Genomic DNA, 16646 nt, shown 5'->3' with positions numbered 1-16646 from the left:
CGCCGCACCGTTATCCGGTGACCGGCGCCGCCAGGAGATTGCCATGAAGACGATACTGATCACCGGGTCCACCGATGGGATTGGCCTTGCCACCGCCAGCGAGCTGGCGCGCCAGGGCCATCGCGTCATCCTGCATGGACGCAACCCCGACAAGCTCGCGGCGGCCCGTGAGCAGCTTGCAACTGTATCGCAAGGCGAGGTGCCCGCAGGGCATGTCGCCGACCTGTCACGCCTGGCCGAAGCGGCGGCGCTGGCGGCGGAGATTGAGCAGAGCGATGAGCGCATCGACGTGCTGATCAACAACGCCGGGGTCTACCGCACCCCGGACACCCGTACCGCAGACGGCCTCGATGTGCGATTTGCCGTCAATACCCTGGCGCCCTATGTGCTGGCCCGTCGCCTGGCGGCTTTGCTCGGAGACAAGGGGCGGGTGGTCAATCTGGCTTCTGCCGCCCAGGCGCCGGTGTCGCTGGCGGCGCTTGCCGGCACCGCCGACGCCGATGGTGACTTCGACGCCTACGCCCAGAGCAAGCTGGCGCTGATCATGTGGACCCGCTACCTGGCCGCCAGGTCCAGTGCCGGTGATCCCATGGTGGTGGCGGTCAACCCAGGCTCGCTTCTTGCCAGCAAGATGGTCAAGGAAGGCTTCGGGGTGGCTGGCAACGACCTGTCGATCGGCGTCGACATCCTGGTCCGGGCGGCGCTGTCCGAGGAGTTCGACAACGCCGGCGGCCAGTATTACGACAACGACGGCAAGGGCTTTTCGTCTCCCCATGCCCACGCGATGGATGACGCCCGTTGCCGTCACCTGGTCGAGGCCATGGAAGAGCTGCTCGAGCGGCTGGTCTAGCGCGTAGCGCGCCGCATCCGCCCAGCGGCCGCGAGCAACTGAAAGTCCTCCCTGTCGAGGCGTTGCGCGCCGATGTATGGACCAGAGCGGACCCACAGAAGTAAAAGAACAGGTGACTGCTGGCGCTTGAGGTGATGGCTGAATGAAAAGGACGAGACTCTGGATTTTCGGTGGTCTGGCGGTGTCGGGACTTTTACTGGCAGCAAGAGGGGTATACACCGAAGTTTTCTCGGAAATGACCTTTGTACCGTCGAGGGTCTACCCCAATCTCTATCTGGTAAGGCACCCGGTCAGCGACCAGCAGGCGCTGCACCGGAGCGTTCGCCAGAAAGCCTTGGAAAGGATGAAGGCGGAGTTTATCGGCAACGAGGACGCATACCGAACGACGCCCTATTCCCTGCGCTTTTACGAGTACACCGACGGAGGCTGGTTCACGCTATTTGGTGGCACGGGGACTGCCTATTTCCTGAACCACAAAGAAGATCCCGGAGGCTTCAGCTCGGAGGAGATCAGGCTATACGTCGAGCAGCATATTGCCGACTTCGATATTCGTTTCTGCGAGGGCACGGCGGGATATCAGGGGACCCTGACCTATTCCTGGGAAGGGGCCTTCGCCGGAACCGACATTATCGTTGATACCTGTCCGTCAGCGAAGGACTCTGATCAGGACGCAGCAGAAGCGATCATCGATGCCTGAACCGTCCTAGCCTGGCGTTGCGGGACCACTGTCGTCCGTTGCCGCAAGCGCCAGTACGGTGTCGGTGAGGGCTCGAACGGCCACTGCGGCATCGTCCTTCTCGACATGTTCGTCCGGGTGATGACTGATGCCGTCCCGACAGGCGACGAACAGCATCGCAGCAGGGCACAGGTTGGCCAGATGGATGGCGTCATGAAAGGCGCCAGACACCAGTCGGGGGGCTTTGGTGGCGTACGTCTCAAGCTTCTGTTCAAGTGATGCCAGGATGGCCGAATCGAAGGTGACCGGTGCGATCGAGGACAATCGTTCCAGCGTGGCCGGACAACCCTGCCAGTGAGTCGCTGCCAGGGCGGCAAAATCGTCGTCGATGGCTGCCAGTACTGAGCCATCGGGGTGGCGCAGATCGACCGTGAAGCTGACCTCGTCGGCGATGGTATTGATCGAGTCTGGTGCCACACTGAACTTGCCGATGGTGAAACGTACCTGCGAGCCCCGTCGGTTGACGCAGTTCTCCAGCTCCCTGATCAGGGCATGTGCCCCCATCACTGCGTCTCGTCTCATATCCATGGGCGTTGTGCCGGCGTGGTTGGCACGTCCCTGGAGGCGAAAGCGGTACCAGTTGACACCCTGAATACCAACGACCACACAGGCGGGGAGTTGGCCTGCATCCAGTACGGGACCTTGCTCGATATGCAGCTCCAGGTAGGCCGATGGTGAAAAGGGGGTTTCTCGCTTGGTCGACCCCCGGGCTTCCATGGCCTCTAGACAAGGGGCCAGGGCTTGTTCGAATGACACTCCGGCATCATCGCGTGACGCCATGATCGCCGCGATGTCTCTAACCCCCGCGAACCATGCAGACCCCGGTGTTCCCGGGGCGAAACGGGCGCCTTCCTCGTTGGTCCAGCTCACCACTTCGACAGGGCACTCGAGCGTGATGTCCTGTTCGTGCAGTGTGCGCAGCACGGCGAGGCCTGCGATGACGCCCAGCGCCCCGTCGTAGATTCCCCCTCGAGGCTGACTGTCCATATGGCTGCCGATCAACAGCGGCGGGAGCTCCGGGGAGCGCCCCTCTCGGCGCAGGTAGAGGTTGCCGATGGGGTCGTGGAAGGCGCTCGCGCCGAGAGAGGCGGCCTGTTCGATCAGCCACAGACGTGCCTCGATGTCGCTTTCGTCCAGTGCCAGGCGGCCGAGGCCGCCTTCGGGTAGCGCGCCGATGCGCGCCTGGGTCTGAACGTCCTGCCAGAAGCGATCGATATCGACCTCTCGCCCTAATGTGCTGTGCTGTTGCATTGTGCTCGTCTCAATAGATGAGTGAGGGCAGCCAGGTGCTGAACCAGGGAACATAGCTGATGACAATCAACGCCAGCAGCATCATGGCGATGAAGGGCAGGCACGCCTTGAACACTTCCTGCAGTGACATTTTCGAGATGGACATGGCCACGAAAAGATTCAGCCCGACCGGGGGCGTGATCATGCCCACCGAGAAGTTGATCAGGGTGATCACGCCAAAATGCACGGGGTCGACGCCGACCTGCTCGGCGATAGGCTGAAGGAGAGGGGACAGCACGATGATGGCCGAGGCACTGTCGAGGAAGAAGCCTGCGACGATCATCACCACATTGAACAGCGCCATGACCTGAATGGGATCGTCGGTCAGTGATAGCACCTGACTGGCCAGCTGGGTTGGCGTACCGGTGATCGCCAGCAGCCATGAGAAGGCAGAGGCGCCGGCAGTGATCAGCAGCAAGGTTGCAGAGGTCAAGCCAGAGCTTCTCAGGGTGGCGACCAGCTCCCGGGGACCAATGGTGCGATACACGACCATGCCGATGAAGAGTCCGTAGACGCAGGCCACCGCCGCCGACTCCGTGGGGGTGAAGACGCCGCTGTAGATGCCGCCCAGCAGAATAAAGGGGAGCCCCAGGCCCCAGGCTGCCGCCTTGAAGGCACGCAGGATCTCGCCCAAAGAGGGAATCGGCGCACGCGCATATCCCTTGAGGCTGGCGTAGACCATGCAGTAGCCGATCAACAGAGAGGCGATCAGGATGGCCGGCAGCAACCCCGCCGCGAATAGCTGACCCACCGAGGTGCCGGTCACCGAACCATAGATGATCAAGGCGATACTGGGGGGCACGATCGGGCCAAGGGTGCCGGCTGTGGCGATCAGGCCAATGGCGAAAAGCCGGTTGTAGCCTGCCGCGACCAGGGCGGGAAACATGATGGTGCCGATGGCCACCACGGTGGCTGGGCTGGAACCTGAGATGGAGCCAAAGAACAGGCATGACAGCACGGTGGCCGCTGCGAGTCCTCCGGGAACCCAGCCCACCAGTGCCTTGGCCAGGTTGATCAGGCGGTCGGACAGCCCGCCGATACGCATCAATTCGGCAGCTAGAATAAAGAAGGGGATGGCCATCAGCGAGAAGTTGTTCATGCCCGTGAACATGCGCATGGGAACAATCAGCGCACTGGTCGAGCCGAACAGCTCAATGGCGACAAAAACGGCGAGTGAGAGTGCGGCGAATATCGGTAGACCGAGCAATAACACCGCGAAGAAGATTGGCAGAAGCGCCGTAATCATGGGAGTCTCCTGGTTAGACGAGCTTGTCTGCCTCTGCGGCGAGTTGTTCAGCGTGGCTCATGGGGGGGCTCGACCACATCGTCTGCAAGAGTCCAAGGTAACGGATGATCAGCAGCACTCCCGAGATACCGATCGGCAGGTAGAACCATGCCATCGGCAGTCTCAGGGCTGCCGTCAGCTGTCCGCGATCCATGGTCTTTCCGAATAGCTGGAACCCGTAGAAGACCATGAATCCGGCGAAGATGATGCCGAGTACCGCCGAGACCAGATGCAACAGGCGATTGACCCTGGGCGAGGCGATGGCATTGAGCACATCGACCGAGATATGAGCGCCGTGTCGCACCCCCATGCTGGCACCGACGAAGCTCATGCAGATGATGGAATAGATGACAACTTCCTCGGCCCAGAACAGTGAGCTGTTGAAGCCATAACGATAAACCACCTGAACCGCCGTAATGACGGTCGCGATCGACATGAACGCGACCATCGAAACGCTCTCCAGGCGATCAATCGCTGCATTCAGCGTCTTGATCATCGGAGCTCTCTCTTAGTATTCGATACCGACGACGTCGTAGACCTTGTGCAGCAGTTCCGGCGTCACCACGTCTTCGTAGTCCTTGTGTACCGGCATGCTGGCCTCAACAAAGGCTTGGCGAGCCTCATCGCTGATTTCGTTGATGGCGATCTCGTCCTTGATTTCGGACATGATCACTTCCTCGTCCTCGAGCGTCATCTGGCGTGAGGCATCGCGACCGTTGTCGAAGGCTTCGAGCATGACCTGTTGGAGGTCTTCGGGCAGGGATTCCCAGGCATCCTTGTTCATGACGGCGGCGTAGGCGTGGTAGGCATGGCTGGTCAGTGACAGGTAGTCCTGAACCTCGTGGAAGCGCATGGTGTAGATATTGGCCAGCGGGTTTTCCTGTCCTTCTACCACGCCTTGCTGCAAGCCGTTGTAGACCTCGGTGAACGCCATCGCAGTCGCGTTTGCGCCATAGTTCTCGTAGGTCGAGATGATGATCGGGGCCTGCATGGTGCGCATGCGAATGGCGTCGAGGTCTTCGGGGGACTCGATGGCACGCACGTTATTCGTCATATGGCGAAAACCCGCGCCCCAGAAGTTGAAGGCATGCATGCCATCATCTTCGAGGGTATCGAGGATTTCCCGTCCCACGTCGCCATCAAGCACCGCTTCCATGTCATCGTAGGTCGAGATCAGGAAAGGCAGGTCAAGAATCTGCAGGCGGGGTTCGAAGTTGCCCAGGGTTGCGGTGGGGGGGATGCCGATATCCACCAGCCCCATCTGGATCTGTTCGATGATTTCGACATCGCCACCGACCTGGGCGGCGGGCAGCACGTTGATGCTGATACGGCCGTCGGAGTTCTCCTCGACCTCCTTCTTGAAGGCGAGGGCGGCCTTGCCATTGGGCGTGTCTTCAATCAACACATGGGCAAAGGAAAAGGTGTAGTCGGCGGCCAGGCTCTGGCCGGAGATGGAGGCTGCGGCGATGGCCAGGGGCAGGGCCAGCTTCAGGGACATTTTCATGGATGGTTCCTTTTTTTGTCGTGGTTGTTGTTGTGGTCGGTACAACGCGATGAAAATGGTGGAGCACCATCGGGGATGGCTGAGTAAGACCTGGTGCTTCGATTCAGCGAGCCAGTGCATCGAGTGTTGCCGCCAGTGGAGTGTCGCTGGCCAGCAATATCGACAGGGCAATTCGCGCCTTGCGTGCGCCAATCCCGCTGACCGGCAGTGCGCCTGCCTGACACAGATCGACAAGGCTTCCCGAGAATTCGTAGCTCTGGTGGAGCGGGCCTGACAGGCAACTGCTCGTGACCAGTACAGGAAGTCCTTGCGAGCTGGCATCACGAACAGCCGGCATCCAGTCGGGAGGGACATGGCCTCTACCCAGGGCGTCGATGACGATGCCGGCGGCGCCGTTGTCGATGGCGCATTCGAGCAGTGCGGGGCTGGCGTCGAGGTAAGCGGGAACGATGTCGACGCGAGGAAGTTGTGCCTGCAAGGGCAACTCGAAGACCTGGTGATCGACGGGGCGCTGCACCAGGTGGACGTTCTCTCCATCCACTCGGCCAACGGGGCCAGCGGCAGGCGCGGCAAAGCCGTCCAGCTGATAGGTCGAGACCTTGCGTACCTGCCGAGCCGCGAACAACGACTGGTTGAACACGACCAGTGTGCCCAGTCCACGTGCCTGCTCGTCGGCGGCCACCCGGATGGCGTCGGCCAGATTGATGAAAGCGTCCGTCCCGGCCTGGTGTGGCGGTCGCTGGGAGCCAGTCACCACGACAGGCTTGTGCGACGGCAGGGTCAGATCGAGGAAGAACGCCGTGTCTTCCAGGGTATCGGTGCCGTGGGTAATCACGATGCCTTGCACGCCTGGGTCGGCCATGGCGTCCAGGCAACGCTGGTGCAACGCTACAAGGTCGGCGCGGCTGATGGCGTTGCTTGGCTTTTGCAGGACCGAAACCACGTCGACGCGAGCGCGGAGCGCTTCGGGTAGCGCAACGTTTGCCAGCAAGGCGTCGCCTGGGAGCGCACCGGACAGACTGCGCCCGGAGCTATCCAGGGCACTGGCAATGGTGCCTCCGGTGGTCATCACCAGAATACGGGGTAGGGAGGACATGTTCGCGTCTCGTTGTTGTTGTCATAAGACATCAGATGTCTGTCATCATGCTAGACTCAAGTTTGCTGTCCAGGCAAGTCCTGGCGCTCAAAAAGTAATGATAAAACCGATAAAAATAGATTTTCGTCGCGGCCGTCTTGTGTCGATGCGCAGATTGGTTGGATATTTTCTGTCGCTGACCGCTTTTGACGTGTTACCCAGCCGCGCCACGCCAAGTTCGAAACGCATCAACAAGGATAAAGCCAATGGATCTCTTCGGGAGTTCAATCGACCGCCAGTCGGTCGCGGTGCAGCTGCTCGAGCGCATCAAGACGGCGCTGATCGCCGGTGAGCTCAAGCCAGGAGACTATCTGCCTTCGGAGACGGAATTGACCCATAGCCTGGGAATCGGCAAGTCCAGTGTGCGCGAGGCGATCAAGATGCTGCAGGCGATCGGCATCGTAGAGGTCAAGCGGGGGCAGGGGACGCTGATTCGCAAGGAGCCCGGAGAGCCGCTGGTCGATCCGATGGCATTTGGCATGATCCTGGCCAGAGGCATGACCCGTGACGTTCTGGAGTTTCGCAAGATGTTTGAACCCGCCTATACGCTGCAGGCGATGGACAATGCCACGCCCGAGGATCATGAGGTGATTGGCGCTGCCATTGACGCGCTCGAGGCAGCCATTGCCAATGACGAGCAGACCGCTTGCCACGACACGGCCTTTCATCGCGCGATCCTGGCCGCCACCCACAACCCCATGACGATTCGTGTCGGCGAGACGCTGATTCAACTGGTCGAGGCCGGCCTCGAGACGTCGATGCAGACCTTGCCTGAGGTGGCGCTGAAGGACCACAAGGCGATCTACACGGCTTTCCAAGCGGGCGACGAGACGGCCGTCAGGGCCGCGATTGAGGTCAGTAGCCAAAGCTGGGAAACCACCCTGACCTATCTGGAAGGTACAGAAGGCCGCTGATCGACGTTCGGCGTCCTCGGCTTGCAGGATGCCTGGACCAGCGTCGACACCCGCGCGGCCGTTGCTGACACGCCGCAGTGAGCAGAAGGCCAGGCAGGAAGCGTCCTGCACGAACCAGACCTGGATGCCTCGACCGGGGACGAGCCTGGCGCGCGCCTGCCCAGCCCCGCTACAAGATAAAGCCCCCGCTCACCGTGAAGGCGAGCGGGGGCTTTTGGTTGCCTGCTGTTGGTGACGGCTCAGGTGGTCTGAAATTCGCCGCTGGAGGTGGTCGCTTTCTCGGCGGACGACGTCGTGCGCCAGATGGCGATATTGGCGTAGCCGTAGAACAGCGAGATGGCGATGACCAGCATGTGATACCAGAGGAAGGGCAGGTAGGCCATGGTGGATACGCCGAGGGTGGTGGCCATGAAGACGCCGCCATCGGTCCAGGGCACCATCGGGGTGGTCACGGTGCCACCGGCTTCGGCGTTGCGCGACAGTACCCGACGATCGATGCCCTGATCATCGTAGTTCTTCTCGGTGATGGTGCTGGCTGTGATCAGCGAGACGTAGGCGGCGCCCCCGAAGAAGTTGCCGAAGAAGCCACCGAGCATGGTCGACAGGGTCAGCCGGCCCGGGTTGTTGGCCCAGCGCAGGAAGCCGTTGCTGATCGCCTTGAGGATGCCGACCCGGTCCATCAGGCCACCGAGGCCCAGGGCGAAAAGGATCAGTGCCACCACGCCGAGCATCGACTGGATGCCGCCGCGATTGAGCAGTGTATTGAGGAATTCCACATCCGAGGCCATGGCGTTGCCGTCATAGGCGATGCGAATGGCATCGACCGGAGACACGTCCTGGGCCCACCAGGCGCAGATGCTGCCCAGCACGGCGCCGAAGGTGATTACCGGGATGGCGGGGAATCGGCGCGTCAGCAGGCCGATCACGATCACCGCCGGCAGCAACAGCCAGGGACTGATGGTGAAGTGGGTCTCCAGCGCCTGCATGGCGACGGTGGCACGGGAGGTGTCGACGTTGCCGTCGATAAAGAAGAAGCCGACCACCAGAAACAGCACGCCGGCGATCAGGATTGCCGGTGCACTGACCAGCATCATCGAGCGGATATGGTCGATCAGGTTGACCTTGCACAGCGAGGCGGTCATCACGGTGGTATCGGACAGCGGCGACATCTTGTCGCCGACGTAGGCACCGGAGATCACCGCGCCGGCGACCAGCGGCAGCGGGATGCCGAAGCTGTGGCCGATGCCCATCATGGCGACACCGGCGGTGCCTGCGGTACCGAATGAGGTACCAGTGGCCAGCGAGGTGAGGGCACAGATGATGAAGGCGGCGAACAGGAAGATCTGCGGGTCCATCACCGTCAGACCGTAGTAGATGATGCTCGGCACGATGCCACCGGCGATCCAGGTGCCGATCAGGGCGCCGACGGTGGTCAGCACCAGCACGGCTTCCATGCCGTTGTGAATGCCGTTGATCAGTCCTTCCTGCATGCTGGCGTAGCGGATCTTGAGCCTGACGCCCAGCGCCATGACCAGAAACCAGGAGGCGAATAGGGAAAGCTGGATGGGCAGGCCAAGGACATTGATGCTCAAGAACATGATGGCGATGAAGCCGATCATGACGGCCAGAACCTCGGCCATGCCGGGTAGGCGGATGGGGGTGGAAGACGACGTCATGGGATCTCCTTTGGTGTTGTTGTGGGTTCTGCGGTGCAGGGGCCGAGCGGTCATGCTCAGAAGCGCTCGAGCCGATAGGGCGACAGTGGCGGGAGTGGCGATAGTGGCGGGAGTGACACCGGGCCGGATCCGGTCGCTGGGACCGTCCGCCCCGTCGCCAGGCGGGCGACAAGCTGTGCCGTAACAGCGGCCTGGGTCAGTCCCAGGTGGTGGTGCCCGAAGGCCAGCAGCACGCGGCCGTCCCGGGCGCTGTCGATGATCGGCAGCGAATCGGGAAGGGAAGGGCGAAAGCCCATCCAGGGCTTGGCATCGGTGCTGTCCAGGTCGTGCTCGAACAGACCCTGGCTCAGGCGGTGGAGCTGCCAGGCGCGGGCCATGTTGGGGGGGCGCTTGAGGCCGGCGAATTCGACAGTGCCGGCCAGGCGCAGGCCGTCACTCATCGGCGTCATGATGAAGCGGCGCTCCAGCGAGGTGACCGCCACCGGCAATCGGTGCCGCTCTGCCGGCAGCATCAGGTGATAGCCACGCTCGGTATCCAGTGGCACACGGCGACCGCTGAGGTCTGCGGCCAGGCGGGCCGAGTGGGCGCCGCAGGCCAGCAGTACCCGTTCACAGTCCAGCGCCCCAGAATCGGTCTGGAGGCTGACGCCCTGGCCATGGACACGGGCAGCGCGTACCTCTGCCGTGGCGAAGGTAACGCCTTCCTGGCGGGCGGCGTCGACCAGGGCAGCGGTGATGGCGGCGGGGTCGACCACATGAGCGGTGGCGGGGAAGAATAGGCCACCACGGAGCTTGGCCGAGAGGGACGGCGCGAGCTCGCGTATGGCGTCTCCCGACCAGGATTCGAGGGCTACCCCCTGGGCCGACATGGCGGCGGCCAGCTGGTCGGTCTGGGGCTTTGATTGGTCCTGCTCATAGACCAGCAGCGAGCCGTCCTCCTTCATCAGATGGCGGCCATCGATCGAATCGAGCAGCTTGCGCCAGGCGTCCAGGCTGGCCTCGTTGAGGGCGCGAATCCCGGCCACGCTGTTGGCGTAGGGGGCTGAGCGCAGGTTCAGCAACAGACGAGTGAACCAGGGCAGGGCGCGGGGCAGGTAGCGCCAGTCCAGTCGCAGTGGCCCCATCGGATCACGCAGCATGGCGGGAAGCTGCGTCAGGATCGAGGCGTCGGCGATGGGAAAGACCTGTTCGGTGGCCATGTGCCCGGCGTTGCCGTATGACGCCCCCATGCCGGGAGCCTGACGATCCAGTACCTGCACCGAAAAGCCCTGGCGGCGCAGCTCGAGTGCGCAGGCGAGGCCGATGACGCCAGCACCGATCACGGTAATGCGCGTGTCGCCGGGTTGGCGGTCTTGTCGCGAGCCGGGTGAACCCATGGTTTGCCTCTGCAGCGTTTGTCTTTGTCGATTGTATAAAATATAAGATAGGTGCCCTTTCGGATCAATAGCGGCGATATTCAACGTTGGCGTTATCCGCTGGACGGTCTGGATGGGCGATACACTGAGGGGGAGCGCATGAACGACGTGCTGGGGCCGGAGCGCAAAGGAATGCGCCGTGTTCGGGGCGCATGAAAAACCGCGCCGTGTTCGGGGCGCCGAGAAAGCTGTGCTGGGGTCGGAGCGCAAAGGAACGCGCCGGGTTCGGGGCGTCTGGAAATCCGCGCCGGGTTCGGGGCGCCGAGAAAGCCGCGCTGGGGTTGGAGCGCAAAGGAATGCGCCGTGTTCGGAGCGCTGAAAACGTGCCAAGGGGATGGAGCGTCAGGACGGTGCGTTCAGGGCAGGGCCTTGAACAAGCCAGCGCAGGGGGGAACCTTGATGACAGGCGGCTGGCGCCGACGGGGGCGATAACGCCCCTGGCAGGCCAAGGGCGACGATAGTGAAAGCGGGCAGCTCATCCGCGGACGTTCAGGGGGCTGCGGCGACGCCAGGGTTCTAGCGAGTCGGCGCCCGCAAGGCGCCGACAGGGTAAGCACAAGGGGAGGGATGGCGCTTCAGTCGGCGTCGCCGCGCTGGGCGCGTTCTTCGAGCAGGGTCACGATGCCTTCACAGGCTTCCTGAATATGGCGCTGGAGCAATTCGCAGGCCTCGTCGGCCTTGCCCTGGCGGGCGAAGTCGAGCAGCCCATGGTGTTCGCGCTCGGCCTTTTCGATCTCCTGGGTGTAGAGCAGTTGCATGCGGATGTAGCGATCCGACTTGGTGTTGAGCTGACTGATCAACGCCAGGGTTTCGGGCAACCTGGCCGGTGCATAGAGGGCCTGGTGGAAGGCGAAATTGTACTCGCTCCAGTTGTCGATCTCGCCGCCGCTGTTCAGGGCATCGTCGTACTTCTCGAGGATGCGCTCTGCCTTGAGCAGGTCGTCTTCCGTCAACTCGCTGATGGCATGGCGCAGGACGTAGGTCTCGAGCAATACTCGCAGGTCGAACAGTTCGCGAATCTTGGCGACCGACAGTTCGGTGGTAAAGGCACCGCGGTGGGCATGGAACTCGACCAGCCCTTCGGACTCCAGGGTCAGCAGGGCTTCGCGCACGGGAATACGGCTGACGTCATAGTCCTTTGCCAGGGCATCCTGGCGCAGCTGGGTTCCCCCCTGGAACTCTCCGCCCAGGATACGCCTGCGCAGGTCATCCGCGACGAACTGTGCGCGTGTCTTGAAAGTCGCCATAGCCTCTCTCTGCCCATCGGATGTTATTGCACACTGTATACAAACCGCGATGAATGTCCATGGGCAGGCGGCGGCCCCAGGGGCCGCCGCCTGGGCAAGGGACCTGATTCAGGCCTCGCGCTTGCCGTCGATGAGGCGGCCAAGGGCCCAGGGGTTGTCGTCGCGCAGTGCCTGGGGCAACAGCGCTTCGGGCAGATCCTGATAGCACACCGGGCGCAGGAAGCGCTGGATCGCGGCGCTGCCCACCGAGGTGGTACGGGCGTCGGAGGTGGCGGGGAAAGGGCCACCATGCACCATGGCATGGCATACCTCGACCCCGGTTGGCCAGCCGTTGACCAAGATACGTCCGGCCCGGCGTTCGAGGATCGAAAGCAGGCCGCGGGCCGTCTCGGTATCGCCGTCGTCCATCTGCAGGGTGGCGGTCAGCTGGCCCTCGAGACCTTCGGCCAGCGCCTTGACCTCACTTATGTCGGCACACTCCAGGACCAGGGACGTCGAACCGAATACCTCGCCCTGTAGTGCTTCGTCGCCGAGAAAGTCACTGGCCGTGGCCACGAACAGACCCGCCTGACACTGATTGACACCTTCGCCTTGCGGCCCACGTGCGATTTCTCGGACCTTGTCGCTGTCGCCAAGGGTCTCTACGCCCTGGGTGTAGGCGTCATGGATGCCCGGGGTCAGCATGGTCTGGGCGCCCGCGGCCTTGACGGCTTCGGCGGCCGACTCGATGAAGGCGTCCAGGGCCTCGCCCTTGACCGCGATCACCAGCCCCGGGTTGGTGCAGAACTGTCCGGCGCCCATGGTCAGTGAGCCGACAAAGGCCTCGCCGAGGTCCTTGCCGCGGGCCTTGAGCGCCTCGGGCAGCAGGAACACCGGGTTGATCGAGCTCATCTCTGCGTAGAAGGGGATGGGGTCCGGTCGGCGCTGGGCGCTTTGCCACAGGGCCATGCCGCCAGAGCGAGAGCCGGTGAAGCCGGCTGCCTTGATTCGGCGGTCCTCGACCAGCGCCTGGCCTACCACGCGGCCGGAGCCGAAGATCAGCGAAAACACGCCTTCGGGCAGCTCGCACCGGGCCACCGCCCGTTGTACTGCGCGGCCGACCAGCTCCGACGTGCCGGGGTGGGCCGAGTGAGCCTTGACCACCACCGGGCAGCCAGCGGCCAGGGCCGAAGCGGTGTCGCCGCCGGCCACCGAGAAGGCCAGCGGAAAGTTGCTGGCACCGAACACCGCGACAGGCCCCAGGGCGATCTGACGCTGACGCAGGTCGGCACGGGGCATGGGCTGGCGTTGTGGCTGGGCAGGGTCGATGCGAACGTCGAGCCATTCGCCCGCGCGTACGGTGTCGGCAAACAGTCTGAGTTGTCCGCAGGTGCGTCCGCGCTCTCCGGCAAGGCGGGCCTGGGGCAGGCCGGTTTCCTGCATGGCGCGCTCGATCAGCGCATCGCCGAGTGCCTCGATTTCCGATGCGATGGTCTCGAGAAAACGGGCGCGTGTCTCGAGCGTGGTTTCGCGGTAGTCATCGAAGGCGGCCTCTGCCAGGGCGCAGGCGCGCTCCACCTCGGCCTGGCTGCCGCCCGGGTAGGCCGGCTCCAGGCGCTTGCCGGTGGCGGGGTCGATGGCGTGGATCGGCGCCTGGCTGCCAGTCACGGCGTCCTGTCCGATCAGCATCTTGCCTTCCAGTGTCATTTGACTCTCCTGTCGAGGGGGAAGTGCGGGAAGCAGCATGGGCGAAAGGGGGGTTGTGCCAACGCCCCTGTCGCCCATGCCGAAAACAACAGGAGGCCCGGCGTCGAGCGAGCCTCCCCGGTGGTTTCAGGACATATCGGGCTTCAGGACAGGTCGAGCGAGGCTGACCAGCCGGCGTACCAGGTGCGGAAGAGGTCGTACTGGGTCTCGACGTAGCGACGCTGGGCATCACTGAGGGCGTCGCTCTCGTTGAAGTGCAGGCGATACTCTTCGTCACCGTTGAGCACCATCAGGTGCTTGTAGTAGAGCACCAGGTCGGCACCTTCATCGAAGGAGGACAGCACCCCCAGGGCCTGCTCGAGTTCCTGGGCCCGGCGGCGGGCCTCGACATCGCCCTTGGCAGCCTTCTTGCTGAGGGCCACCAGCGTCAGCACCTCGTGGGGCAGGGCGTTACCGATGCCGGTGATGGCGCCGGTGGCGCCGCAGTTGACGAAGCCATGGAAGACGGTGGTGTCGACGCCGACCATCAGGGTGACCTGATCATCCTGGGAGGTGATGTGCTCGGCGGCGTAGCGCAGGTCATCGGCGCCACCGAATTCCTTGAAGCCGATCAGGTTGGGATGCTGGCGACGCAATTCGAAGAACAGGTCGGCGCGGGTGGCAAAGCCATAGTAGGGGCTGTTGTAGATGACCGCGGGGAGGTCCGGCGCGGCGTCCAGGATCGCGGCGAAGTGTGCCTTCTGGGCGGTCACCGAGGTGCCGCGAGACAGCACCCGAGGAATCACCATGAGTCCATGGGCGCCGACCTTGGCGGCGTGGGCAGCGTGGGATACCGCTTCGCGGGAATTGACCGCGCCGGTGCCGACGATGGTGGGGATGCCGGCTTCCACCAGGCGGGCGACGCCTTCCTGGCGCTGGGCCTCGGTCAGCAGCGGCCAGTCGCCCATGGAGCCACAGTAGACCACGCCGCTCATGCCGGCCTCGATCAGTTCACGGCCCTTGGCGACCAGGGCGTCGAAGTCGGGCTGGCGGTCCTTGGTGCACGGGGTCATCAGGGCGGGGATGCAGCCGGTGAAGATATTGTCGTTCATGTCGGGTCCTTGAGTGGGACGGTGTCACGGGGTCAGGGAGGCGCCGCCCTTCTTGGGCAGCCGCCGGTGGGTAAAAACGTCAATGGCCGTCGTCGGGTACTGGGGCGCCAGCCGCTGGGGCTTCAGCCGCCGATGCCCCAGGCGAAGGGGTCTTGCTCGTCGATCAGCAGGGTGCTGTCGGCGCTCATGAAGGCGCGTCCGGTGATGCTGGGGCGAATCTGATCGCCCTGCCATTCATAGCTCGCCTCGAACAGGCCGCCGCAGACGCTGGCCTGGCGCCAGCGTTCGCCGGGAGCGAGCTTGCCGTCGGCGGCCAGGCACGCCAGCTTGGCGCTGGTGCCGGTACCGCAGGGGGATCGGTCGTAGGCCTTGCCGGGGCACAGCACGAAGTTGCGGCTGTCGGCCTCGTCGTCATCGGCGAACAGCTCGATGTGGTCGATTTCGCCACCGTCATCGCCGGTGAAGCCCTGGCCTGCAAGCGCCTGACGAATGGCCCAGGTATAGCCGGTCAAGGTCTCCACATTGTTCAGGGCGATGCGCTGGCCATGGTCGCTGACCAGAAAGAACCAGTTGCCGCCCCAGGCAATGTCGCCATGGACCATGCCGTGGCCGGGCACTTCCACCGCGACCTGCCGGCGGTAGCGGTAGGAGGGGACGTTGCGTACGGTCACGGCACCGTCGGCATGCAAGGTCGCCTCGACCTGGCCCACCGGCGTGTCGATGCGGTGGTCGCCGGGGCTGAGGTGGCCCAGGTGATGCAGCGAGGCGACCAGGCCGATGGTGCCGTGACCGCACATGCCCAGGTAGCCGGCGTTGTTGAAGAAGATCACCCCGCAGGTTGCGTCCGGAGATACCGGCTCACAGTAGAGTGCGCCGACCAGCACGTCGTGGCCGCGGGGTTCCAGCATCACCGCGCGGCGCCAGTGGTCGTGTCGGTCGCGCAGACAGTCGCGTTTCTCGGTCATGGTGGCGCCGGCAAGCGTCGGAAAGCCGTCCATGACCAGGCGCGTGGGCTCGCCGGCGCTGTGGGAATCGATGACGTGTACGCGTTGCATGGAGTACCCCGGTTTGTTGTCGGTTGTGGTGATCGACGATCATCTGGGCGTCGTTGATCAGGTTTTATATTTTATACAATCTTCAAGAGCGTTGTGAAGTCATCAAAGAGGATTCTTTGCGGGGGCTGGCGCGAGCAGGAAGAGCGGCAGGCACAGGAAAGACCGGGAGGCCGGCGCGGAAGGACAGCGGTGGGGTACGAAGGGCGAGCAGCAGGCACAAAAAAGGCGAGGGGCAGGGCCCTCGCCAAGTCGTCAAAAGGAGGGGGCTGGTGTCATTGAGCGGTGATCACGCTCATCACCAGGTTGCCGTCGACCTTGACCGGGCCGTCTTCGCTGGCGCCCAGGGTGTATTCGAAGATGCCGGTCTGCATGCCGCCGTCCTCGCCGTGGAGCATCAGCATCAGATGTTCGCCGCTGCTGACCTCTTCAGTCAGGATGGCCGCGATATCGGTGTTCTCACCGGCCTTGAGCGGGGCGTGACCGACAACGCGCCCTGGTTTGTGGCTTTCGTCGGTACGGTGGACGACCAGCCAACCGTTGTTCTCGGCGACGATGCGATCGGCGGTGACGGTGCCGCTCTCCACCGACTGATCTTCGGCCCAGACGCCGAGATGGCCGGCTTCGTCCATCTCTCCATGGTGGGCGGCCTGGGCGCCGGTGGCCAGGGTGGCCGCGCCGACGAGGAGGGCTGAGGTGATGAGGGTACGTGCTGCCAATGGCTTGAACATGGTGATGGTCTCCTGGTGTTGCTGATTGGCTTGC

Annotated in this window: 15 protein-coding genes; 3 read left to right on the top strand and 12 right to left on the bottom strand. The window is 63.4% G+C overall.

Annotated elements, in window-relative coordinates:
* The first annotated feature begins 43 nt into the window (after nt 1–43).
* Both NFI08_RS21900 and NFI08_RS21895 read left to right on the top strand, forming a co-directional pair.
* Nucleotides 44–850 (top strand): SDR family NAD(P)-dependent oxidoreductase, encoded by an 807-nt coding sequence (locus tag NFI08_RS21900; RefSeq protein WP_349591472.1) that lies wholly within the window; start codon nt 44–46, stop codon nt 848–850.
* 142 nt (nt 851–992) lie between these two features.
* A complete protein-coding gene (locus NFI08_RS21895) occupies nt 993–1547 on the top strand; it encodes a hypothetical protein (protein WP_349591471.1) in 555 nt (184 codons plus the stop codon).
* A gap of 6 nt (nt 1548–1553) precedes the next feature.
* Here NFI08_RS21895 and NFI08_RS21890 read toward each other — a convergent pair whose 3' ends face one another.
* The 5 genes from NFI08_RS21890 to NFI08_RS21870 form a co-directional block, all read right to left on the bottom strand.
* Entirely contained in the window at nt 1554–2837 is a 1284-nt protein-coding gene (locus NFI08_RS21890; RefSeq protein WP_349591470.1) for a M20 family metallo-hydrolase, read from the bottom strand.
* Between the two features lie 10 nt (nt 2838–2847).
* A complete protein-coding gene (locus NFI08_RS21885) occupies nt 2848–4122 on the bottom strand; it encodes a TRAP transporter large permease (RefSeq protein ID WP_045992540.1) in 1275 nt (424 codons plus the stop codon).
* 13 nt (nt 4123–4135) lie between these two features.
* Nucleotides 4136–4657 (bottom strand): TRAP transporter small permease, encoded by a 522-nt coding sequence (locus tag NFI08_RS21880; RefSeq protein ID WP_045992541.1) that lies wholly within the window; start codon nt 4655–4657, stop codon nt 4136–4138.
* Nucleotides 4658–4669: 12 nt separating this feature from the next.
* Complete coding sequence (locus tag NFI08_RS21875; RefSeq protein ID WP_197037161.1) at nt 4670–5665, bottom strand: DctP family TRAP transporter solute-binding subunit; 996 nt, start codon at nt 5663–5665, stop codon at nt 4670–4672.
* 103 nt (nt 5666–5768) lie between these two features.
* Complete coding sequence (locus tag NFI08_RS21870; RefSeq protein ID WP_349591469.1) at nt 5769–6761, bottom strand: asparaginase; 993 nt, start codon at nt 6759–6761, stop codon at nt 5769–5771.
* A gap of 245 nt (nt 6762–7006) precedes the next feature.
* Between NFI08_RS21870 and NFI08_RS21865 the strand changes: the two genes are divergently transcribed.
* Complete coding sequence (locus NFI08_RS21865; RefSeq protein ID WP_349591468.1) at nt 7007–7714, top strand: FadR/GntR family transcriptional regulator; 708 nt, start codon at nt 7007–7009, stop codon at nt 7712–7714.
* A gap of 239 nt (nt 7715–7953) precedes the next feature.
* On the opposite strand, the gene nhaC is transcribed toward NFI08_RS21865, so the two are convergent.
* The 7 genes from nhaC to NFI08_RS21830 form a co-directional block, all read right to left on the bottom strand.
* The gene (gene nhaC, locus NFI08_RS21860; RefSeq protein ID WP_349591467.1) at nt 7954–9390 is read right to left on the bottom strand and encodes a Na+/H+ antiporter NhaC; all 1437 of its coding nucleotides are present in this window, start codon (nt 9388–9390) and stop codon (nt 7954–7956) included.
* A gap of 56 nt (nt 9391–9446) precedes the next feature.
* On the bottom strand, nt 9447–10766 hold the full coding sequence (locus tag NFI08_RS21855; protein WP_306169302.1) for an NAD(P)/FAD-dependent oxidoreductase: 1320 nt from the start codon (nt 10764–10766) through the stop codon (nt 9447–9449).
* A gap of 614 nt (nt 10767–11380) precedes the next feature.
* Nucleotides 11381–12052, bottom strand: a complete 672-nt coding sequence (locus NFI08_RS21850) for a GntR family transcriptional regulator (RefSeq protein ID WP_045992547.1) — start codon at nt 12050–12052, stop codon at nt 11381–11383.
* Nucleotides 12053–12160: 108 nt separating this feature from the next.
* Complete coding sequence (locus tag NFI08_RS21845; protein ID WP_349591466.1) at nt 12161–13738, bottom strand: aldehyde dehydrogenase (NADP(+)); 1578 nt, start codon at nt 13736–13738, stop codon at nt 12161–12163.
* 143 nt (nt 13739–13881) lie between these two features.
* A complete protein-coding gene (locus NFI08_RS21840) occupies nt 13882–14829 on the bottom strand; it encodes a dihydrodipicolinate synthase family protein (RefSeq protein WP_045992549.1) in 948 nt (315 codons plus the stop codon).
* A gap of 122 nt (nt 14830–14951) precedes the next feature.
* Nucleotides 14952–15884: a 4-hydroxyproline epimerase gene (locus NFI08_RS21835; RefSeq protein ID WP_348814623.1), complete on the bottom strand. Its 933-nt coding sequence runs from the start codon at nt 15882–15884 to the stop codon at nt 14952–14954.
* A gap of 272 nt (nt 15885–16156) precedes the next feature.
* Nucleotides 16157–16612, bottom strand: a complete 456-nt coding sequence (locus tag NFI08_RS21830) for a DUF7282 domain-containing protein (RefSeq protein WP_045992551.1) — start codon at nt 16610–16612, stop codon at nt 16157–16159.
* Nucleotides 16613–16646: the final 34 nt, after the last annotated feature.

The organism is Halomonas sp. EF61, assembly GCF_040147045.1.
GTDB classification, from domain to species: Bacteria; Pseudomonadota; Gammaproteobacteria; order Pseudomonadales; family Halomonadaceae; genus Halomonas; species Halomonas litopenaei.
This window is presented reverse-complemented; position numbering and strand designations above follow the sequence as displayed.

What these genes read in the sequence shown, in the direction of transcription:
- NFI08_RS21900 (WP_349591472.1), top strand. Translation starts at nt 44, where the DNA reads ATGAAGACGATACTGATCACCGGGTCCACCGATGGGATTGGCCTTGCC.
- NFI08_RS21895 (WP_349591471.1), top strand. Translation starts at nt 993, where the DNA reads ATGAAAAGGACGAGACTCTGGATTTTCGGTGGTCTGGCGGTGTCGGGA.
- NFI08_RS21890 (WP_349591470.1), bottom strand. Translation starts at nt 2,837, where the DNA reads ATGCAACAGCACAGCACATTAGGGCGAGAGGTCGATATCGATCGCTTC.
- NFI08_RS21885 (WP_045992540.1), bottom strand. Translation starts at nt 4,122, where the DNA reads ATGATTACGGCGCTTCTGCCAATCTTCTTCGCGGTGTTATTGCTCGGT.
- NFI08_RS21880 (WP_045992541.1), bottom strand. Translation starts at nt 4,657, where the DNA reads ATGATCAAGACGCTGAATGCAGCGATTGATCGCCTGGAGAGCGTTTCG.
- NFI08_RS21875 (WP_197037161.1), bottom strand. Translation starts at nt 5,665, where the DNA reads ATGAAAATGTCCCTGAAGCTGGCCCTGCCCCTGGCCATCGCCGCAGCC.
- NFI08_RS21870 (WP_349591469.1), bottom strand. Translation starts at nt 6,761, where the DNA reads ATGTCCTCCCTACCCCGTATTCTGGTGATGACCACCGGAGGCACCATT.
- NFI08_RS21865 (WP_349591468.1), top strand. Translation starts at nt 7,007, where the DNA reads ATGGATCTCTTCGGGAGTTCAATCGACCGCCAGTCGGTCGCGGTGCAG.
- nhaC (WP_349591467.1), bottom strand. Translation starts at nt 9,390, where the DNA reads ATGACGTCGTCTTCCACCCCCATCCGCCTACCCGGCATGGCCGAGGTT.
- NFI08_RS21855 (WP_306169302.1), bottom strand. Translation starts at nt 10,766, where the DNA reads ATGGGTTCACCCGGCTCGCGACAAGACCGCCAACCCGGCGACACGCGC.
- NFI08_RS21850 (WP_045992547.1), bottom strand. Translation starts at nt 12,052, where the DNA reads ATGGCGACTTTCAAGACACGCGCACAGTTCGTCGCGGATGACCTGCGC.
- NFI08_RS21845 (WP_349591466.1), bottom strand. Translation starts at nt 13,738, where the DNA reads ATGACACTGGAAGGCAAGATGCTGATCGGACAGGACGCCGTGACTGGC.
- NFI08_RS21840 (WP_045992549.1), bottom strand. Translation starts at nt 14,829, where the DNA reads ATGAACGACAATATCTTCACCGGCTGCATCCCCGCCCTGATGACCCCG.
- NFI08_RS21835 (WP_348814623.1), bottom strand. Translation starts at nt 15,884, where the DNA reads ATGCAACGCGTACACGTCATCGATTCCCACAGCGCCGGCGAGCCCACG.
- NFI08_RS21830 (WP_045992551.1), bottom strand. Translation starts at nt 16,612, where the DNA reads ATGTTCAAGCCATTGGCAGCACGTACCCTCATCACCTCAGCCCTCCTC.